This is a genomic window from Streptomyces beijiangensis (assembly GCF_017315755.1).
GTDB lineage: Bacteria > Actinomycetota > Actinomycetes > Streptomycetales > Streptomycetaceae > Streptomyces > Streptomyces beijiangensis.
This window is the reverse complement of record NZ_JAFLRJ010000115.1, coordinates 1-19,676: the sequence shown is the minus strand read 5'-3', so window position 1 is coordinate 19,676 and position 19,676 is coordinate 1. Positions and strand designations below refer to the sequence as shown.

General features: G+C 68.7%; 17 protein-coding genes. 14 read left to right on the top strand and 3 right to left on the bottom strand.

Features of this window, described 5'->3' with window-relative positions:
- Positions 1 to 2: 2 nt before the first annotated feature.
- The 12 genes from J0695_RS13070 to J0695_RS13015 all read left to right on the top strand — a co-directional run bounded on the left by J0695_RS13070 (position 3) and on the right by J0695_RS13015 (position 11,297).
- Positions 3 to 806, top strand: a complete 804-nt coding sequence (locus tag J0695_RS13070) for an MlaE family ABC transporter permease (RefSeq protein ID WP_206962167.1) — start codon at positions 3 to 5, stop codon at positions 804 to 806.
- Entirely contained in the window at positions 803 to 2,044 is a 1,242-nt protein-coding gene (locus J0695_RS13065) for an MCE family protein (RefSeq protein WP_206962166.1), read from the top strand. The genes J0695_RS13070 and J0695_RS13065 overlap by 4 nt, the downstream gene beginning before the upstream one ends.
- Positions 2,041 to 3,072: an MCE family protein gene (locus tag J0695_RS13060; RefSeq protein ID WP_206962165.1), complete on the top strand. Its 1,032-nt coding sequence runs from the start codon at positions 2,041 to 2,043 to the stop codon at positions 3,070 to 3,072. The genes J0695_RS13065 and J0695_RS13060 overlap by 4 nt, the downstream gene beginning before the upstream one ends.
- Positions 3,072 to 4,097: an MCE family protein gene (locus J0695_RS13055; RefSeq protein ID WP_206962189.1), complete on the top strand. Its 1,026-nt coding sequence runs from the start codon at positions 3,072 to 3,074 to the stop codon at positions 4,095 to 4,097. Before J0695_RS13060 ends, J0695_RS13055 begins: the two co-directional genes overlap by 1 nt.
- Positions 4,094 to 5,215, top strand: coding sequence for an MCE family protein (locus tag J0695_RS13050; RefSeq protein ID WP_307798594.1), 1,122 nt, complete (start codon positions 4,094 to 4,096; stop codon positions 5,213 to 5,215). Before J0695_RS13055 ends, J0695_RS13050 begins: the two co-directional genes overlap by 4 nt.
- A 62-nt stretch (positions 5,216 to 5,277) precedes the next feature.
- On the top strand, positions 5,278 to 6,339 hold the full coding sequence (locus tag J0695_RS13045; protein ID WP_206962188.1) for an MCE family protein: 1,062 nt from the start codon (positions 5,278 to 5,280) through the stop codon (positions 6,337 to 6,339).
- Positions 6,339 to 7,595, top strand: a complete 1,257-nt coding sequence (locus J0695_RS13040) for an MCE family protein (RefSeq protein WP_206962163.1) — start codon at positions 6,339 to 6,341, stop codon at positions 7,593 to 7,595. The genes J0695_RS13045 and J0695_RS13040 overlap by 1 nt, the downstream gene beginning before the upstream one ends.
- Positions 7,592 to 8,104: an Rv1363c family protein gene (locus tag J0695_RS13035; RefSeq protein ID WP_206962162.1), complete on the top strand. Its 513-nt coding sequence runs from the start codon at positions 7,592 to 7,594 to the stop codon at positions 8,102 to 8,104. The genes J0695_RS13040 and J0695_RS13035 overlap by 4 nt, the downstream gene beginning before the upstream one ends.
- Positions 8,101 to 8,724 (top strand): hypothetical protein, encoded by a 624-nt coding sequence (locus J0695_RS13030; protein ID WP_206962161.1) that lies wholly within the window; start codon positions 8,101 to 8,103, stop codon positions 8,722 to 8,724. The genes J0695_RS13035 and J0695_RS13030 overlap by 4 nt, the downstream gene beginning before the upstream one ends.
- A 14-nt stretch (positions 8,725 to 8,738) precedes the next feature.
- Complete coding sequence (locus J0695_RS13025) at positions 8,739 to 9,269, top strand: Rv1363c family protein (RefSeq protein WP_206962160.1); 531 nt, start codon at positions 8,739 to 8,741, stop codon at positions 9,267 to 9,269.
- Between the two features lie 39 nt (positions 9,270 to 9,308).
- Complete coding sequence (locus tag J0695_RS13020) at positions 9,309 to 10,025, top strand: nuclear transport factor 2 family protein (RefSeq protein ID WP_206962159.1); 717 nt, start codon at positions 9,309 to 9,311, stop codon at positions 10,023 to 10,025.
- Positions 10,026 to 10,046: 21 nt separating this feature from the next.
- Positions 10,047 to 11,297: a lytic transglycosylase domain-containing protein gene (locus J0695_RS13015; RefSeq protein WP_206962158.1), complete on the top strand. Its 1,251-nt coding sequence runs from the start codon at positions 10,047 to 10,049 to the stop codon at positions 11,295 to 11,297.
- On the opposite strand, the gene J0695_RS13010 is transcribed toward J0695_RS13015, so the two are convergent.
- Both J0695_RS13010 and J0695_RS13005 read right to left on the bottom strand, forming a co-directional pair.
- On the bottom strand, positions 11,284 to 13,497 hold the full coding sequence (locus tag J0695_RS13010; protein WP_206962157.1) for an OmpL47-type beta-barrel domain-containing protein: 2,214 nt from the start codon (positions 13,495 to 13,497) through the stop codon (positions 11,284 to 11,286). The two genes, J0695_RS13015 and J0695_RS13010, sit on opposite strands and share 14 nt — an antisense overlap.
- A gap of 2 nt (positions 13,498 to 13,499) precedes the next feature.
- Positions 13,500 to 15,941 (bottom strand): ThuA domain-containing protein, encoded by a 2,442-nt coding sequence (locus J0695_RS13005; protein ID WP_242552588.1) that lies wholly within the window; start codon positions 15,939 to 15,941, stop codon positions 13,500 to 13,502.
- 241 nt (positions 15,942 to 16,182) lie between these two features.
- Here J0695_RS13005 and J0695_RS13000 point away from each other — a divergent pair, with 241 nt between their 5' ends.
- Together J0695_RS13000 and J0695_RS12995 are read left to right on the top strand one after the other, a co-directional pair.
- A complete protein-coding gene (locus J0695_RS13000; RefSeq protein WP_206962187.1) occupies positions 16,183 to 17,142 on the top strand; it encodes a multicopper oxidase domain-containing protein in 960 nt (319 codons plus the stop codon).
- Positions 17,143 to 17,233: 91 nt separating this feature from the next.
- Positions 17,234 to 18,664 carry a gamma-aminobutyraldehyde dehydrogenase gene (locus tag J0695_RS12995; protein WP_206962155.1) on the top strand — a complete coding sequence of 477 codons (1,431 nt, stop codon included), beginning with the start codon at positions 17,234 to 17,236 and terminating at the stop codon, positions 18,662 to 18,664.
- 30 nt (positions 18,665 to 18,694) lie between these two features.
- On the opposite strand, the gene J0695_RS12990 is transcribed toward J0695_RS12995, so the two are convergent.
- On the bottom strand, positions 18,695 to 19,676 hold a 982-nt coding region (locus J0695_RS12990), incomplete at its 5' end, for a DEAD/DEAH box helicase (protein ID WP_206962154.1).

The window sequence follows — 19,676 nt, the reverse complement described above, 5'->3', positions numbered from 1 at the left end:
CGATGTCCATGCTCGGCTGGCTCGACCGATCAGGCGACCAACTCACCTTCTATGTGAGGGCCTTGATCTGGATCCCGCGCACCCTGCGCCGATATATGAAAGAGGTCCAGCGCCTCCTCGCCGAAGTGGCCTTCGGTAGCGGCGGCCTCGGCGTCATCGGCGGCACCATCGGCGTGATGATCGGCATGACCCTCTTCACCGGCACCGTCGTCGGGCTGCAGGGGTACGCCGCCCTCAACCAGATCGGCACCGCAGCCTTCACCGGCTTCATCTCCGCGTACTTCAACACCCGCGAGATCGCGCCTCTCGTCGCCGGACTCGCCCTCTCGGCCACCGTCGGCGCCGGTTTCACCGCCCAGCTCGGCGCGATGCGCATCAACGAGGAGATCGACGCGCTCGAAGGGATGGGCGTGCGGTCGATGCCGTACCTCGTCACCACCCGCATCATCGCCGGGGTCGTCGCGATCATCCCGCTGTACGCGATCGGGCTGCTCAGCTCCTACCTCGCCTCGCGCATCGTCACCGTCATGTTCAACGGCCAGTCCGCGGGCACCTACGACCACTACTTCAATCTCTTCCTCTCCCCCGACGACGTGATCCTGTCGGTGCTCAAAGTGCTGATCTTCAGCGTGATGGTGATCCTGTCCCACTGCTACTACGGTTTCCGCGCCACCGGCGGCCCGGCCGGCGTCGGCGTCGCGGTCGGCCGCTCGGTCCGTAACGCCATCGTCCTCATCAGCGTCACCGACTTCTTCCTCTCCCTGGCCATCTGGGGCGCGACGACGACCGTGAAGGTGGCGGGATGAGCGCGCAGACGGTACGGCGCCGGAGTGCCGGAGTGGTGTTCGTCATCGTGCCCGCGCTGCTGGTGTGGCTGTCGGTGTCCGTGTACCAGAAGGACTTCACCCGCTCCACGACCATCCGCGTGGACACCGACACCGTCGGCAACGAGATGCACCCCAACGCCGACGTGAAGCTGCGCGGCGTGGTGATCGGCCAGGTTGAGTCCATCAGTGCCGACGGCACCGGGGCGCGGCTCACCCTCGCCATCCAGCCCGACAAGCTCGGACAGGTCCCCTCCGACGTCACCGCGCAGATGCTGCCGACGACGCTGTTCGGGGAGCGGTACGTCGCCCTCGTACCGCCCGCCCATGCCTCGGCCGAGCCGCTCAGGGCCGGGGACACCATCGCGCAGGACCACTCGCGCAACGCCATCGAGCTGGAGCAGGTGCTCGACAACGTGCTGCCGCTGCTCACCGCGGTGAAGCCCGAGAAGCTCTCCGCGACACTCTCCGCGGTCTCCACCGCGCTGACCGGGCGCGGGCAGCAGCTGGGCGACACCTTCGAGACCCTCGACGCACACCTGAAGAAGCTCAACCCCCAACTCCCCACCCTCAACCGGGACATCGCGGAGCTGGTCAAGGTCACCCAGGTGTACGCGGACGCCGCACCCGACATCCTCACCGCGCTCAACGACTTCACCACCACCAGCGCGACCCTCGTACAGCAGCAGGCCGATCTGGCCGGGCTCTACGGGTCCACCACCAAGACCGCGCAGGACATCACCGCCTTCCTGCGCCAGAACCAGGACAACATCATCCGGCTCGCCTCCGTCAGCCGCCCGACGCTGGAGCTCCTCGCGAAGTACTCGCCCGAGTTCCCCTGCACCCTGCGCACCCTCGCGGGCTTCGTGCCCGCCATGGACAAGGCGCTCGGCAAGGGGACCAAGCAGCCGGGGCTGCACGTCAGCCTGGTGTCGGTGCCCTCGCTCGGGAAGTACGTCCCCGGGAAGGACACCCCCGTCTACACCGCGAACGGCGGACCGCACTGCTACTCGGTCCCGTACATCGGCAAGACCGCGCCCACGGCCGCGACCGCCACCAGCAGGAGCGACAGCCTGGGCCTGCCCAACTCGCCGCAGGAGAACCAGCTCGTCAACGAGCTGCTCGCACCGGGCGCCAAGGTGCGTCCTGCAGCTCTTCCCGACTGGAGCAGCCTGCTGGCCGGTCCTGTCTTCCGCGGTGCGGAGGTGAAGCTCAAGTGAAGCGCCGCAGCCTTACCGGACCGATCGTCAAGTCCTCCATCTTCGTCATCGTCACCTCCTTGGCAACTGCCGTACTGGGGCTGTCCATCGCCAACTCCGACGTCAGCGACACCGTCTCCTACAGGGCACGGTTCACCGACGCCACCGGGCTGCTCGAGGGCGACAGCGTGCGCATCGCCGGGGTGAAGGTCGGTCAGGTCGAGTCCATCAAGGTCGCCGACCGGCGGGTCGCCGAAGTGAGGTTCGCGGTGAAGCGGGGCCGGGAGCTGCCCGCCTCCGTGACCGCGTCCATCAAGTACCTCAACATGGTCGGACAGCGGTACGTCGACCTCGACCAGGGGAGCGGGCCCGTAGGGCAGCACTTCGCGGCCGGGGCGACCATCCCGCTGGCGCGCACCACTCCCGCACTCGATCTGACCCAGCTCTTCAACGGATTCCAGCCGCTCTTCCAGGGGCTGGCCCCGACCGAGATGAACCAGCTCGCCGGGTCCATCGTGCAGGTGCTCCAGGGCGAGGGCGGGACGGTCGACAGCCTGCTGCAGCACGTGGGGTCGCTGACCACCACCGTCGCGGGCAAGGACAAGGTCATCGGCGAGGTCATCAAGAACCTCAACACCGTCCTGACGACCGTCAACGACCGCGAGACGAACTTCAACGACCTCGTGGTGACGCTGCAGCAGCTGGTCACCGGGTTCTCCGGAGACCGTAAACCGCTCGGTGAGGCCATCACCGCGATGGGGGGACTGACCACCACGACGGCCGGACTGCTGCAGGACGGCAGGGAGCCGCTGAAGAAGGACATCGCCGAACTCGGCCGCGTATCAAAGCGGTTGGGCGACAGCACGCCGCAACTGGAGAACTTCCTCCAGAAGACGCCTGCCAAGATGCAGGCCGTCACCCGGCTCGCCAGTTACGGATCATGGCTCAACCTCTATCTCTGCGAGGCGAAGGTGACCGGCGTGACCACCTCGGACGGCAGCAAGCCGCCCACCGGCATCGCGATCACGGAGCCGAGGTGCCAGGGATGATGAGGATGAAGTCGGTACGGGAGAGAAACCCGGTCGCCGTCAGCATCGTCGGGCTGCTGGTCCTCGCGCTGATCGGGCTCGCCGCCTACCGGGCCGACTCGCTGCCGATCATCGGGGGCGGGACCGCCTACACCGCCGACTTCACCGAGTCGGCGGGGCTCAAGGACGGTGACGAGGTCCGGATCGCCGGCGTCAAGGTCGGCAAGGTGACCGAGGTCGGGCTCGACGGCGCCAAGGTGAAGGTGACCTTCAAGATCAAGGATGCCTGGGTGGGGAACTCCAGCACCGTGGCCATCGCCATCAAGACACTGCTGGGCGACAAGTACCTGGCGCTGGACCCGGTCGGCACCGGCAAGCAGGATCCCTCCAGCCGGATACCGCTGACCCGCACCACCTCTCCGTACGACGTCACCCAGGCCTTCAACGGGCTGAGCGACACCATCGGGGAGATCGACACCGCGCAGCTCGCCAAGAGCTTCGAGACGATATCGGCGACCTTCAAGGACTCGCCGCCCGATGTGAAGACGGCGGCCGACGGGCTCTCCGCCCTGTCGAAGACGGTCTCCGAGCGCGATGCGGAGCTGGCGAAGCTGCTCAAGGGCAGCAAACAGCTGACGAAGACGCTGTCCGGCAAGAACACCGCCTTCGAAGCGCTGCTCAAGGACGGCAATCTGCTGCTCGGGGAGATCAAGAACCGACGCGACGCCATCCATCTGCTGCTCACCGGAACCAGGGATCTGGGCACCCAGCTCTCGGGCCTGGTCGCGGACAACGACAAGCAGCTGCAGCCGACGCTGACCGCGCTCAGCAATGTCACCGCCGTGCTCCTGAAGAACCGCAAGAGCCTCGACAAGGCGCTGTCGCTCGCCGGGCCCTACTACCGGCTCGTCGGCAACACGCTCGGGAACGGCCGCTGGTTCGACAGCTACATCTGCGGCCTCGTACCCAAGAACTACCTGCCCGAGGGCACGCCTCCGGCCACCGGATGCATGTCGCCCAAGCTGACGTCGGGGGGCACCCGGTGAAGAACACCACCAGACGCGCCGTGACCATCACCGCCTCGCTCGCCGTCGTCGCCGCCGTGGCGACCTCGGGGGTCATTGCCTTCGAGGACTCGGGCGGCACCAGGATCACCGCCTACTTCGAGCAGGCGACCGGCGTCTACGCCGGATCCGACCTGCGGATCCTCGGAGTGAAGGTCGGCAAGGTCGAATCGGTCAGACCGGAGGGGAAGGAGGTGAAGGTGGTGCTCGTCCTCGACAAGGGGGTGAAGGCGCCGGCGGATGTGCACGCGGTGGTCGTCGCACCGAGCGTCGTCGCCGACCGGTACGTACAGCTCTCGCCCGCGTACAGCGGAGGGCCCGAGATCCAGGACCACGCCACACTCGCCGCCGACCGCAACGCGACACCCGTGGAGGTCGACCAGCTGTACGCGAGCATCACCAAGCTCGCCACGGCGCTCGGCCCCAAGGGTGCCAACTCCCAAGGGGCACTGGCCGATCTGCTCAAGACCGGGGCCGCCAACCTCAACGGGAACGGCAAGGCGATCGGGGACTCGATCGAGCAGTTCGGCAAGGCGAGCAAGACCCTGGACAAGAGCAGCGCGAACCTCTTCGACACCCTCGCCTATCTGCAGTCCTTCACGACGATGCTGAAGAACAACGACGGCAACGTACGGGACGCACAGGAGCAGCTCTCCACCGTCACCGGGTTCCTCGACGACGACAAGGAGAACCTGGGCGCCGCGCTCAAGGAGCTCGGTTCGGCGCTCGGGCAGGTCAAGGCGTTCATCGAGAAGAACCGTGGCGCGCTGAAGAAGAACATCGACCAGCTGCGGCCGATCACCGAGACCCTCGTCAAGCAGCGCGCCTCGCTCGCCGAGATGCTCGACACCGCGCCGCTCGCCGCCGGGAACCTGCTCAATGCGTACGACCCGGAACGGCGCACCATCGACGGCCGCGGCAACGTCAACGAGCTCAGCATGAATCCCGCGCTGAACAGTGCGAGCGGGGGAGCCGGCAGCGGGATCGCCGGTCTCGTGCCCGTACAGCCTTCGCAGCAGAGCGGGCTGCCCGCCCTGCCGCTGCCGGCCGTCGGCGATGTGTACGGCTCCCCGGCCAAGAGCAAGGGGGCCGGACAGTGAAGCGACACATTGCCGGCAGTACGAGAGCCGTGGCTGCGGCCGCTCTGGCCGTCGGGTTCTCGATGACACTCGGCGGGTGCTCGGCGCCCTCGTTCGACGGCATCGAGTCCTTGCCACTGCCCGGCGGAGCCGACCTCGGCTCGCATCCGTACGAGATCACCGCCGACTTCAATGACGTCCTCAATCTGATGCCGCAGTCGGCGGTCAAGGTCAACGACGTCTCCGTCGGACGGGTCACGAAGATCACGCTCTCGCCGGACAACTGGTCCGCGCAGGTCACGATGAAGGTGAACGGGAAGGTGAAGCTGCCCGAGAACGCCTATGCGCACCTTGAGCAGTCCAGCCTCCTCGGCGAGAAGTTCATCCAGCTCGCCGCGCCCACGAAGGGAGCGTCCACCGCGATGCTGAGGAGCGGGCAGACCATCCCGCTCACCCGGACCAACCGCAATCCGGAGGTCGAGGAGGTCTTCGGCGCGCTGTCGATGCTGCTCAACGGGGGCGGGATCCAGCAGCTGAAGACCATCAGCCATGAACTCAACAAGACGCTCAGCGGACGCGAACCGCAGATCCGCTCCATGCTGGAGCGTGTCAACACGCTGGTGACCAGCCTCGACGGTCACAAGGCCGACATCACCGCCGCGCTGGACGGCGTCAACCGGCTCTCCTCGACCCTCGCCACCCGCAAGACGGAGGTCGGCAGGGTACTGACCGGGCTGAGCCCCGGCCTGAAGGTCCTGGAGAAGCAGCGCGGCTCCCTGCTCACCATGCTCAAGGCGCTCGACACGCTCTCCGGGGTCGCCGTCGACACCATCAACAAGAGCAAGGACGACATGGTCGCCGACCTCACGGCGCTCGCGCCGACGCTCAAGGCGCTCGCCGACTCGGGGCAGGATCTGCCGGACTCGCTGCAGGTGCTCTTCACGTACCCCTTCACCGACGAGGTGCTGCGCGGGGTGAAGGGCGACTACCTCAACGTCTATCTGAATGTGACGGCCGCACCAGGGACGCAGATCGTTCCGCCGTACGAACCCGGCACGGCCACCCCGCCGCCCGCTGTGAAGTCCCGGAAGATGCCGCTCCCGCTGCCCTCGATCACCGTGCCGTCCACGAAAGGCGGCCAGTGATGATCACCACGGCCATCCGGCTGAAGAACCTGGCATTCCTGCTGATCGCCGTACTGGTCCTCGGCTATCTCGGGGTCCACTACGCGGACCTCGGGCATCTGGTCGGACTGCGCGGCTATTACGTGGTGAAGGTGCAACTCCCCGAGACGGGCGGGCTGTTCACTCACTCGAACGTCACCTATCGCGGTGTCTCGGTGGGACGGGTCGGGCCGATCCGGCTCACCAAGGACGGGGTGGAGGCCGAGCTGCGTATCGACAACTCCGCACCCGGTATCCCGGCTGACCTCAAGGCCGTCGTCGCGAACCTGTCGGCGGTGGGCGAGCAGTACATCGACCTGCGGCCGGTCCACGACGGCAGCCCGTATCTGGAGGACGGCTCGACGATCGTGCAAGCCGACGCCAGCATTCCGGCACCCGTCACCAATGTGCTGACCAGCGTGAACGACCTCTCGTCGTCCGTCGACCTGGAGGCGCTGCGCACGGTCGTCGATGAATTCGGCACGGCACTCAACGGCCGGGGGGAGGACCTGCAGGTCCTCATGGACAACGGCAGCGACTTCATCCAGGCCGCCGACAAGGCGCTGCCCACCAACACCAAGCTGATGATCGACGGCGAGACCGTACTGCGCACCCAGTCGGCCGAGGGCGACGCGCTCAAGTCCTTCGCGAAGGGGGCCAAGGGGCTCGCCGGACAGCTGGTGGCCTCCGACACGGATCTACGGAACCTGATCGCCGCCGCGCCGGACGCCGCCACCCAGGTCAGCGGGCTGCTGCGCGACCTCAACCCGAGCCTGAGCGTGGTGCTCGCCAATCTGCTCACCACCTCGGAGGTCGCCGTCACACGGCAGCGCGGCATCGAGGAGCTGCTGGTGAAACTGCCCGCCGTCACGGCCGCGGGATCCACCGCGATCACCGACAAGGGCGCCCGCTTCGGCATGGCGGTCACCTTCTTCTCGCCGCTGCCCTGCACGACCGGTTACGAGGGCACGAAGTACCGCAACGGCCTGGACACCAGCGCCACTTCGGCGCTGAACACCGGAGCCAGTTGTACCGCGCCGGCCAGCAGCGGCAAGGAAGTACGCGGGTCGGCCCAGGCGCCCGGCGGGGGAGCGGTACCAGCCCCCGCGAAGCCGGGGTCCCTGCTCCTGGGAGCCGATGCGGGAGGTCCGCTCCCAGGAGTGCTGGGGCAGCCGGCCGTGCCCGCGAACGCGCCGACCGATATGAGCGGGCTGCTCGGACTGGGAGGGGCGCAGTGAACGGACGTACCAGAGTGGTCAGTTGGGTGGTCGTCGTGGCCGCAGTGCTCTTCTGCGGGTTCTCCGGATGGGTGTACTGGCAGACGCGCGGCGACGACTCGCTGACATACTCCGCCTCGCGCGACGCCGCCCTGGCCGCCGGGCGCGAGCGCGTCGCCCAGCTCAACACACTCGATGTCAGCCACACGGACGACGGTCTGAAACAGTGGCTCGACGCCTCGACGGGCGCACTCCACGACAAGCTCGCATCGACCAGGGCCACCGACCGCACCACGCTCGCCCGGGCCGGGACCTCCGCGCGCGGGACCGTCACGGACGTGGCGCTCACCGCGCTGGACGACCGGGCGGGGACGGCCTCGCTGATCGCGACGGTCAAGGTCGACATCACCCCGAAGAGCGGCTCGGCCACCAGTGACCGCAAGCGCTTCGAGGCCTCGCTCGCCCGGACTCCGGACGGCTGGAAGGTCACCGTGCTCAACGCGGTGCCGGTGGGGAAGGGCAGCGCGTGAGCGTCACCGAGAACGTCGAAGAGGCCGAAGAGGCCGAAGAGGCCGAGGCTGCCGGGGCGGTCGAGGATGTCCCGGGCGCCGATGAGGGCGCGGAGGCCGGGAAGGCAGGCCCCTGGTGGCGTCGCAGCCGCGGCTTCCTCGCGGGTGCACTGGCGGTCGTACTGCTGGTGGGCGGTGGGGTCGGATTCCTGTTCCGTGCCCACCAGTTGAGGGATGTCCCGGCGGCCAGGAACCATGCGCTGACCGACACCGAGACCACCGCCCAGGTGGCGGGGGATGTCAGCAACGCCCTCGGCAAGATCTTCTCGTACACGCCCGAGGACACCGGCGTCACCGCGAAGGCGGCCCGCGAACTGCTCGCGGGGAAGGCGGCCGAGCAGTACACCGAGCTGTTCGGGCAGGTCGGGACCCGTGCGGTGGAACAGCAGCTGACGCTCACCACCCAGGTCGTACGGGCCGGGGTCGTCAGGCTCGAAGGCGGCGAGGCGTACCTTCTGGTCTTCCTCGATCAGACCGCCCAGCGCAAGGGGAAGGTGGCCGGGGCGGTGGCCGCACAGCTGTCCGTCACCGCCGAACTGCGCGGCGGCCGCTGGCTGATCACCGACATCAAGGCCCGTTGAGGGGGACGAAGTACATGCTGAGTCTGAGGACGGCAAGAAATCCGCTGACGGTCGTGGCGCTCGCGCTGGCGCTGCTGGCCGCGGGGGCGGCCGGCTGGGGCGGCTGGAGCTGGTACGCGGCGGCGCACGACGAGTCGGCCGGCTATGCGCAGACCCGGGACGACGCGCTGCAGGCGGGCGAGCAGGCCGTACAGAACATGAACACCCTCGACTACAAGCGGCTGGCGCACGGTCTCGACTCCTGGGAGGCGTCCACGACCGGCGATCTCCACAAGCAACTGACCGACGGGCGCCCGCAGTTCGAGAAGCAGATCCAGCAGGCGCAGACGGTGTCCACGGCGAAGGTGCTGTCGGGGGCGGTCACCGAGCTCGACGAGCGGACGGGGAAGGCGAGCGTGATGGTGGCGCTGCGCATCACGGTGACCGCCCCGAAGGGCAAACCGGCGGCCAAGGAGAGCCGGCTGCTGGGGGAGCTCACCCGTACCTCGGGGGTCTGGAAGCTCAGCGCCCTCGGCCAGGCGCCCGTCGGCAACACCGCAAGCTGAATCCGGACCGGATCGGACAGGACAGGAACTGAGGACGTTATGTCGACGACCCGTCATCTCATCAACCGGCAGCGGCGGTTGGCGGCTGCGACACCTGTGACGGCGGTCCGGGTGAAGCCGCGGCCGGACGAGGAAGAGCCCGAGCGGGACGTGCCGCAGGCGGTGGCCGGGCCGGTGCTTGTCACGGAAGAGACGGCAGCGGATGGGGAGACCCGGGCTGCCGCGAGGAGATCCCTTCCCAGGGGGGCCCGGCTGCCCGTCGTGCTCGGGCTGCTGACCGTGCTGCTCGGCGGGTTCGCCGCCTACGCGGGCACCCAGGCGTCCGACCTGCGCGAATCCTCCGCCACCAGCAACGTTGCCCTCTCGGATGTCGCCCGTACAACCGAGGTCAAGGGCCAGGTCACCAACGCCGTCAACTCTCTCTTCTCGTACAACTACGCGAACACCGGCACGGCGGACCGGGCCGCGCGGACCCTGCTCACCGGCAAGGCGGTGCAGCAGCACAAGGACATGCTCGCGGCGGTACGCGCCCAGGCGGCGAAACAGAAGCTCGTACTGACCACCACGGTCACCGAGAGCGGGGTGGAGCTCATCGACGGGAACCGGGCGCGGGTCCTGCTCTACGCGGACCAGAGCAACACGAACACCGCCGCCAAGGACGACAGAACGACGTACGCCGCCGCGATGTTCGCCGTCGACGTGGTGCGCACCGGCGGCAGCTGGCGGATAGCGAACATCGACACCTTCACCCGATAAGAGCCGATCAGGGAGCGACGGATGAGGCACGCGCGACGGATGAGACGAGGACTGGGCGGTACGGCGGTGGCCGCGGCGGCGATGGCCGCACTGACGGCATCGCAGGCACCAGGGCTCGTGGCGCACCAGTCGGCCTCGCCCGGGCAGGACACCGCGGGCGGGCCGACGACCGCACAGGTCGAGGGGCCGACCGACGACTCGTACCACACCGAGATCCCGCCTCTGGTCACCCCGGCGGCGCCGAAGATCTCCGTCACCCTGGGGGGTTCCGGGCCCACCTGGGACAACCAGGGGATCCCGGCCACGGTGCTCGCCGCGTACCGCAAGGCGGAGGGCGATCTCGCACGGACCGACAAGAGCTGCAGGCTGCCGTGGCAGTTGCTCGCGGCGATCGGCAAGGTCGAGTCGGGACAGGCGCGCGGTGGCGCCGTCGATGCGCAGGGGACCACGCTGTCGCCGATTCTCGGGCCCGTGCTCAACGGCTCGGGGTTCGCGCACATCTCCGACACGGACGGCGGGGCGTACGACGGGGACGCCACCTATGACCGGGCCGTGGGGCCGATGCAGTTCATCCCGTCGACCTGGGCGACCTGGGGACAGGACGGGAACGGCGACGGCAAGAAGGATCCGAACAACATCTTCGACGCGGCGCTCGCGGCCGGGCACTACCTCTGCGCGGGCGACAGGGATCTTGCCGTAAAAACCGATCTGGACCGCTCGATCCTGAGCTACAACCACTCGGACGCGTATCTGCGGCTGGTGCTGTCGTGGCTGTCCTTCTACCGCGAAGGCGTGCACCAAGTCGCCGACGGGCAGGGTGTGTTGCCGCAGAGTCCGGGTGCGGGAAGCGCGCAGGGCGATCCCAGGCCGCCGCGCGACGCCAAGCCCGGTGGCGGTGACGGTGGCGGGATCATCATCGGCCCGCAGCCCGGCGGAAAGCCATCGAGCACGGCCAAGCCGTCGCAGAGTCCCAGCGGCAGTCCTTCGCCCTCCGGCAGTGCGAGTCCGAGCCCGAGTGCGAGCCCGAGTGCGAGCCCGAGTCCCGGCGCCAGTGATTCCGGGTCGCCGTCGCCGTCGCCCTCGCCGACCGCAAGTGACAGCCCCAGTCCGAGCGATTCGGCCTCCACACCGCCGGCCTGCCCCTCGCCCTCGGACACGGCCTCACCGAGTCCCGACCCGAGCGCGACGCCCGGCGGGGAAGGCTGTACCCCCCTCCCGTCAGGTGAGGGGGGTACGCCGACCGCGGCAGCCGGAGCCGCTACAGCTCCTTGATGCGGATGTTGCGGTAGGAGATCACATCCGTGGTGGAGTGGACCTGGAGACCGATGTAGCCGTCGGCGAACCGCCGGCCGTCGGTCCCAGGGTCATCCGAGCGGGCCGGGAAGAAGTCCTGGCCGCCCACGTTGTCGAACTCATTGATCAGGACACCGTTGCGGAGGATCGAGTAGTGCTGGTCCACCACCCGGATCTCGTAATCGTTCCAGGTGCCCTTGGGGGTGACGCCCGCGCCGCCCAGACCGACGCGGTCGAATCCGTAGAGCGAGCCCGTCTTGTACATGTCGCCGTCGGGCTTGTCGAGGATCTGGACCTCGTGCCCGTACTTGATGGCGACCCACTCGGGGCGTGACTCCTCGGGGTTGTCGTGCACCCACGGGAAGCGTACGAAGACACCGCCGTTGGCGTTGCCCGTGCCCGGGGCGTCGTCGCGCCACTGGAGCTTGAGCGAGAAGTCCGCGTACTTGCGCTGCGGGTACCAGAGCATGCCCATGCCGTCGACGGTCGTGGAGCTGGTGATCGAACCGTCGGCGTTCAGGCCGAACTTGCCGCCGCCCACGTGCTGCCACTTGGCGAGGGACTGTGCGGTGCCGTCGAAGATGTCGCGGTAGCCGGTCGTCTGGCCGGGCTTGCCGATGCCGGACTGCCTGGCCGCCTTGGTGATCTTCTTGTGCTCGCGCAGGTCGATGACGCCGTCGGTCCGGAGCTTGGCGAGCACCTTCTCGACGTGCTTGAGGAAGAGGGCCTGGGAGGTCCACTCCTTCTCGTCCTCGATCAGCTCGTTGATCGTGCACCGGCTGCGGGTGATCCGGTTCGGCACACCCGTGTCGACCGTGCCGACGATGACCGTCAACCGCTCGTCCCACTCGGGGCAGTTGGGCGCCGGGACGCCGCCACCCTCCGCGATCGTGAACGCCGACTGCTTGGCGCCCGAGGTGTTGCCGGCCTTGTCGGTCGCGCGGTGGGCGAAGGTGTGCCGGCCCACGCGGTCGACGAGAACCGGCGTCGTGTACGCGAGGTAGGGGCCGCCGTCGAGCGAGTACTCGACCTTGTCGACGCCCGATCCCGCGTCGGTGGCGGTGACCGTCACCTTGGTGCTCGTGATGTATGCGCCGTCGGAGTTGAGCGTCCCGTCGAGGGCCGCCGTGGTCTCGGGCGGGGTCTTGTCCTCGGTGGGCGGGGCGACGACCGTGAAGTCGACCGCCTTCTCGGCCGCTGCGTTGCCCGCCTTGTCGGTGGCCCGGTAGCGGACGGTCTGCGCACCCAGCGCGTGGACCATGACCGGACCGGTGTACGCGGTCCAGGCCCCGGCCGAACCGACCGCGTACTCGATGGAGTTGACGCCCGAGCCGGTGTCGGACGCGGTCACGGTGACCGTCGCCATGCCCAGGTAGTTTCCGTCGGCGTCCTTCTCGCCGCTGACCGTCGCCGAGGTCTCCGGCGGGGTCTTGTCGTCGGTCGGCGGGGCGGCGACCGTGAAGGTCTCCGACTTCTCGGCGGCCGCGTTGCCCGCCTTGTCGGTCGCCCGGTAGCGGAGGGTGTGGTCGCCGACCGTGGAGACGACGACGGGCGTGGTGTACGGCGTCCAGGCGCCGGCCGCCCCGTCCGCGTACTCGATCGTGTCGACGCCCGAACCCGCGTCGGTCGCGCTCAGCGTGACCTTCGCCTGGCCGATGTAGGCGCCGGCCTGGTTCTTCTCGCCCTCGACCTTGGCGGAGGTCTCCGGCGCGGTGGTGTCATCGCCGCCGCCCTCGGTGACGACCAGGATGCCCTGCATGGTCTCGTGGCCGGGCATCGTGCAGTGGTAGCGGTACCGGCCCGGGGTCAGGGTGACCTCGGCGGTGTGCTTGCCGCCCTGGTCGTCGCCCGGGTTGGCGAGGATGTTCAGCGGGACGTCGTTGTTGTATTCGGGGTCCGAGACGTCGAAGGTCAGCGTGTGCGGCATGCCTGAGGTGTTGCCGGTCGCCGCGCTGTTCTCGAAGACGATCGTCGTCGTTCCGGCCACCGCGGTGGCGGGCGCCGAGGTGTACTGGGTGATCGAGTCGCCCGCGGTCCAGGTGAGGACCTGCTGGGCCTCCTGAGCGTCGTCGGTACGGCCGTATGCCGCCGTGGACGTCAGCCCGAGGACCATCAGCAGGGCGGACAGCAGGACCACCCACATCCTGGGCCTTCGGAGCCGGGGAGTTCTTCGCTTCATCGCTACTCCGCCTTCCTGGCCAGATCGGCGGCGGCCGGAGTCGCCTCGCCGCCCTTGTAAGTGACGCGCCACAGCGCCGACTTGGAGTCCGAGGTGAAGAAGCCGCGGCCGTAGTCCAGGACGTAGAGCGAACCGTCCGGCGCGAACTTCCAGTCCATGAGGTTGCGGATACCGTCCGCGCCCACCGGGATGATCTTCTTCAGGGACTCGGCGTGCGTCGGGAGACCGCCCTTGCCGACCGTCTTGGGGTCGGTGAGGACCGCGTTGCGCGGCTGGTCGCCGTCGTAGAAGTCGCCGACGAACCACTTGCCGTCCCAGTACGAGGGCCACTTGTCGGCGCTGGCGGAAGCGGCGTCGTAACGGTAGACGGGACCGTTCATGGTCGCCTGGCCGCCGCCCTTGAGCCACGGGAGGAGCTGCTTGCCCTCCTCCTTCTTGTAGCTGGGGATGCCGTTGGCGTCGCGCGGGTAGTCGATGCCGCCGCCCTGGGGGGAGTACCAGATCGTGTTGCCGGTGATCGGCGGCAGATTGACCAGGCCGTCGTTGTTCGGCGACTCGTTCTTCGGGGCGTCGCAGTTGTACCAGCCCAGCGGCTTGCTCGGGTCGGGAAGATTGCGGTCGCGGTAGGGCTGCTTGTTGCCCATGCAGTACGGCCAGCCGTGGTTCCCCGCCTTGATGATGGCCGAGAAGGTGTCGTACTTCGCAGGGCCCCAGGTGGTCGAGGGCTCGCCCGCGTCGGGGCCGACCCAGCCCGCGTAGAGAATGTCGGTCTTCTTGTCGACGGAGATGCGCGCCGGGTTGCGTACGCCCATCACATAGATCTCACCGCGGGTCTTGCCGCCGCCCTCGTCCTGCTCCTTGCCCGTGAAGAGATTGCCCGTGGGGAGGGTGTACGTCCCGTCGGGCTCGGGGTGGATGCGCAGGATCTTGCCGTTGAGGTTGTTGGTGTTGCCGGCGGTGCGGCGCGCGTCGGCGAACGAGAGGCCCTTGTAGTTGGGCTGCGGGTTGTTGCCGGAGTAACCGTCGCTGAATCCGGAGGAGTTGTTGTCACCGGTCGCGATGTAGAGGTTGCCCTTGGAGTCCCAGGCCATTCCGCCGCCCGCGTGGCAGCAACTGTGGACCTGGACCGGCCACTTGAGCAGCACCTTCTCCGAGGCGAGGTCGAGCTTGTTCGTCGCCAGGTCGAGGGTGAAGCGCGAGACGCGGCGCTCGGCGATCTGCTTGTCGCGGTCGAGCTGGGAGTGGGGTGTGTAGTGCAGATACACCCAGCCGTTCTGCTCGAATCCGGGGTCCAGCTCGATGCCGAGCAGCCCCTCCTCGACCTTGGTCAGCTCGTCCCCGCCGCCCTTGTTGCCGAAGACGGTGAGACCGCCCGCCAGGGTGACCTTCTTGGTCTTCGGGTCGTAGACGTGGATCTGGCCGATGCCCTTGCCGACGTCCGGGTCGGCCCAGTCGGTGACGACGGGCTGATTGGAGTCCGCGCCGCCGCGCCCGATGTAGAGCACGCGCCCGTCAGGGGCGATGACCTCGCCGTGCGGCTCGCCGATCTGGTCGTTCTGTCCTGGCTGGTTGGGCTGGGTGACGCGCTCGGCCTTGTAGTTGGCGTTGATGGTGGCCTTGCAGTCGGCCCGTACGAGACGGGTCGTCCACAGCAGTGCGCCCCGCAGATGGTCGCGGAAGTCGACCTCGCTGAAGGAGTCGGCCGTGGAGCCCATGCCGGTGTAGAAGGACCGGCCGCCGTCGTAGTCACGGCACCAGGAGATGGGGTGGTCGGCGCCGTTGGCGCTCGCGCCCGGCTGGTAGGTGATCTCGCGTACCCGGGCCACGGTGTGCACATCACCGGACGGGTTCTTCGTCCAGTTCAGCCATTTGTCAGGCCGCTTCCACTCCAGCGGCAGGTCCTTGGTGGCCGGATTCTGCCGGTCGCCGACCTCAACAGTGGCGCGCTGCACGGCGGTTGGGCTGTTCGCTGCGGGCCGTGCGCCGACCAGTCCGGTGAACCAGTCCGAGTACGGCTCGGTGCGTGCCGCGTCCGCGATGCCGAGGAAGCCGCCGCCCGCCTCCATGTAGGTCTCGAGCCCGGCCTCCTGCTCGGGGTCGAGGATGTCCCCGCCGCCGGTCAGGAAGACGACCGCGTTGTACGAGCCGAGCTTCTTGGCGGTGGTGAAGACGGAGGCGTCGTCCGTGGCCACGGTCTTGAACCGCTGCCCCGCGGGACCGCTCAGCCCGATCTTCTCGATGGCGGCGATCCCGGCGTCCACGGTCGGGGACTCTTCGCCCGTCGAGCCGTGGAAAACGAGCACTTTCACATTGCTCGTGCCGGGCGGCGACGGCAGGGACAACGTTGTCCTGATGGCATCTGGATCCGGTGGCGACTGCGCCGTGGCCGCGTTTCCGGCGAGCAAGGAGGCGCCGAGGGCGCCGGCCGCGAGGGCCGCGACCATGGCACGTCTCGATCTGCGCTGGTGTTGCATGCGTTCACCCACCCCTCAGAGGTCACTGCAAACGCGGATGAAGCTAGACCCCTTTGCGTAACTCGCCAAGAGGTATGACCGCAATGGCACGAACTTTGTCCTGGGTGTGGATAAACGAAGAGTCCCCGGCTACCGTGTCGGCGTCCCGGGGGTCTCGTGTGCCCCGTCAACCTCTCAAGATCCGTACAGCGGTGGGGAGTTCGGTATGAGCCTGGACAGACGGAGCTTCAGCAAGCGCCTGCTCGCGGGCGGCGCGGTCACGGCGGCCGGGGTGACATCGTTGTCGCTGGCCACGGCGGACGACAGTGCGGCGGCCGTCACGGCGCCGACGGCCCCCGCGGGCGGCGCGGTCCGCCATCTCAAGCTGTACGCGGAGAAGCTCGCCGACGGGCAGATGGGGTACGGACTGGAGAAGGGCAAGGCCACGATCCCCGGCCCGCTCATCGAGCTGACCGAGGGCGACACCCTGCACATCGAGTTCGAGAACACCATGGACGTCGACGCGAGCCTGCACGCCCACGGCGTGGACTACGACGTGGCGAGCGACGGCACACGTCTCAACAAGAGCCAGGTCGAACCGGGCGGCACGCGTACGTACACCTGGCGCACGCACACACCCGGCAGGCGCAAGGACGGCACGTACCAGCCGGGCAGCGCGGGCTACTGGCACTACCACGACCATGTCGTCGGCACGGACCACGGCACGGGCGGCATCCGCAAGGGGCTCTACGGCGGGCTGGTCGTGCGGCGCAAGGGAGACCTGCTCCCCGACAAGACCTTCACCATCGTCTTCAACGACATGACGATCAACAACGTCTCCGGCCACATGGGCCCTGACTTCCAGGCGACGGTCGGCGAGCGCGTCGAGATCGTCATGATCACGCACGGTGAGTACTACCACACGTTCCATGTGCACGGACATCGCTGGGCGGACAACCGTACGGGGATGCTGACCGGCCCGGACGACCCGAGCCGTGTCGTCGACACCAAGATCGTCGGCCCTGCGGACTCCTTCGGTTTCCAGGTCCTGGCGGGCGAGCACGTCGGGGCGGGCGCCTGGATGTATCACTGCCATGTCCAGAGCCACTCCGACATGGGCATGGCCGGCCTGTTCCTGGTGGCCAAACCGGACGGAACGATTCCCGGTTATGAGCCCCATCACCACATGTGACCCGCACTCTGCCGCTCTGCACAGGGCGACAGCCCGCTCCGCTCCACATTGGCAGGTCACGTGGGCCGGGCTTTCGTCCAGTGTGGAGCCCATGCTGCGTAACTACATCAATGGCGAATTCCGGGAAGCGGCGGACGGCCGCACCCTCGACGTGACCGACCCCTGCACGGGCGAGGTGTACGAGACCTCCGCACTCTCCGGGGCCGCGGACGTCGACGCCGCGATGGAGGCCGCCGCGGCCGCGTTCCCCGCCTGGCGGGACGCGACCCCGGCCGCCCGGCAGAAGGTGCTGCTGCGCGTCGCGGACCTCTTCGAGGAGCGCGCCGACGAGCTGATCGCCGTCGAGTCGCGCGACACCGGCAAGACGATCGCGCAGATGACGGACGACGAGCTGCCGCCGTGCGCCGACCAGATCCGCTTCTTCGCGGGCGCGGCACGGATGCTGGAGGGCCGCTCGGCGGGCGAGTACCTGGAGGGCCTGACGTCGATCATCCGGCGCGAGCCGGTGGGCGTCGTGGCGCAGGTCGCGCCGTGGAACTACCCGCTGATGATGGCGGTGTGGAAGTTCGCCCCGGCGCTGGCGGCGGGCAACGCCGTGGTGCTGAAGCCGTCGGACACGACCCCCGCGTCGACGGTCCTCCTCGCCGAGATCATCGGCGGCGTACTGAAGGAGCAGGGCCACCCTGCGGGCGTCTTCAACGTGATCTGCGGCGACCGCGAGACGGGCCGCCTGATGGTCGAGCACCCGACCCCGGCGATGGCGGCGATCACGGGCTCGGTCCGCGCCGGCATGCAGGTCGCGGCCTCGGCGTCCAAGGACGTCAAGCGGGTCCACCTGGAGCTGGGCGGCAAGGCGCCGGCCGTGGTCTTCGAGGACGCCGACATCGCGAAGGCCGCCGGGGACATCGCGGTCGCGGGCTACTTCAACGCGGGCCAGGACTGCACCGCGGCCACGCGCGTACTCGTGCACGAGTCGATCCACGACGCGTTCGTGACAGCGCTGGCGCAGGCGGCGAAGGACACGAAGACGGGCCACCCCACGGACGAGGACGCGCTCTTCGGCCCCCTCAACAACGCCGGCCAGCTGGCACAGGTGGCGGGCTTCGTCGACCGCCTCCCCGCGCATGCCACGGTCGAGGCGGGCGGCCACCAGGTCGGCGACAAGGGCTACTTCTACGCCCCGACCGTCGTCTCGGGCCTCCGCCAGGACGACGAGATCATCCAGAACGAGGTCTTCGGCCCGGTCATCACGGTCCAGTCCTTCACGGACGAGGCGCAGGCGGTCGCGTACGCGAACGGCGTGGACTTCGCGCTCGCGTCCTCGGTGTGGACCAAGGACCACGCCCGGGCGATGCGGATGTCGAAGAGCCTGGACTTCGGCGCGGTCTGGATCAACACGCACGGCGCGCTCGCGGCGGAGATGCCGCACGGCGGCTTCAAGCTGTCGGGCTACGGCAAGGACCTGTCGGCGTACGGCTTCGAGGACTACACGCGCGTCAAGCACGTGATGACCGCGATCTGAACGGACAGGGGCCCGGACGGCAGGCGTTCGTCACGCCCCGGTCCGGGCCCCCAGCCGTAGTTGCTCCTCCTCGACGATCCGCCGGGCCAGCGAACCGTCCGACACGTCGACCGCGTCCGGTGTCGAGTCGGCCGTCTCGCTGCGCCGCGCGTAGGCGTCGAAGAGGCGCGTCTTGTCGGCCAACAGCTCGAGCATCCGCTGGTCCACGCTGTCCGCTGCCAGAAGCCGGTGCACCTGCACCGTCCTGACCTGGCCCATCCGGTGGGCACGGGCGACCGCCTGGTGCTCCAGGGTCGGCTTGATCTGGGGCTCGCAGAGAATGACGACGGACGCCGCCTGCATGTTCAGTCCGACTCCGCCGGCCTGGATCTGACTGAGCAGCACCGCATGGCCCGGGGCACTGGAGAAGTCATCGACCAACTGCTGGCGCCGGGCGGCAGGGACGTCGCCGGAGATCGGTCCGTACGATGACGAACCGTCAAGCGCGTCGCCGACCGTGGCCAGCACGTCGCGGAAGTAGGAGAACACCACGACCTTGAGGCCGTTGGCCGCGGCTTCGTCGACCAGTTCGCGCAGCCGTCCGAGCTTGGCCGACTTCTCGGGGCGGGCGTAAGCGGCCCGGCGCATCCGCATGAAGTTCCCGGCCGCGACGGCCTCGCGGTAGGCACCCAGATCGGCGGCGCTCAGCTCCTCCCACTCGTCGACCTGGACGAGGGCGGGCAGTTCGGCCAGGACGTCCTGCTGATTGCGGCGGAGGTAGGCGGGGGCGACCGCCCTGCGGAAGGCCTGCGAGCCCGCGACCGCGTCGACGTCCTGGACCTGGGGAGCCAGATCGGGACGGAGGATCCGGACAAGACTGCGGAACTCCGAGACCCGGTTCTCCATGGGCGTACCGGTCAGGAACAGGACGCGCTCGGCGGTGTCCGCCCAGGCGGAGACGGCCTGGGCCCGGCGGGTGAGGGGGTTCTTCGCGAAGTGCGCCTCGTCGGCGACGAGCAGCGCGGGGCGGGTG

What these genes read in the sequence shown, in the direction of transcription:
- J0695_RS13070 (WP_206962167.1), top strand. Translation starts at nt 3, where the DNA reads ATGTCCATGCTCGGCTGGCTCGACCGATCAGGCGACCAACTCACCTTC.
- J0695_RS13065 (WP_206962166.1), top strand. Translation starts at nt 803, where the DNA reads ATGAGCGCGCAGACGGTACGGCGCCGGAGTGCCGGAGTGGTGTTCGTC.
- J0695_RS13055 (WP_206962189.1), top strand. Translation starts at nt 3,072, where the DNA reads ATGAGGATGAAGTCGGTACGGGAGAGAAACCCGGTCGCCGTCAGCATC.
- J0695_RS13045 (WP_206962188.1), top strand. Translation starts at nt 5,278, where the DNA reads ATGACACTCGGCGGGTGCTCGGCGCCCTCGTTCGACGGCATCGAGTCC.
- J0695_RS13040 (WP_206962163.1), top strand. Translation starts at nt 6,339, where the DNA reads ATGATCACCACGGCCATCCGGCTGAAGAACCTGGCATTCCTGCTGATC.
- J0695_RS13025 (WP_206962160.1), top strand. Translation starts at nt 8,739, where the DNA reads ATGCTGAGTCTGAGGACGGCAAGAAATCCGCTGACGGTCGTGGCGCTC.
- J0695_RS13020 (WP_206962159.1), top strand. Translation starts at nt 9,309, where the DNA reads ATGTCGACGACCCGTCATCTCATCAACCGGCAGCGGCGGTTGGCGGCT.
- J0695_RS13015 (WP_206962158.1), top strand. Translation starts at nt 10,047, where the DNA reads ATGAGGCACGCGCGACGGATGAGACGAGGACTGGGCGGTACGGCGGTG.
- J0695_RS13010 (WP_206962157.1), bottom strand. Translation starts at nt 13,497, where the DNA reads ATGAAGCGAAGAACTCCCCGGCTCCGAAGGCCCAGGATGTGGGTGGTC.
- J0695_RS13005 (WP_242552588.1), bottom strand. Translation starts at nt 15,941, where the DNA reads ATGGTCGCGGCCCTCGCGGCCGGCGCCCTCGGCGCCTCCTTGCTCGCC.
- J0695_RS12995 (WP_206962155.1), top strand. Translation starts at nt 17,234, where the DNA reads ATGCTGCGTAACTACATCAATGGCGAATTCCGGGAAGCGGCGGACGGC.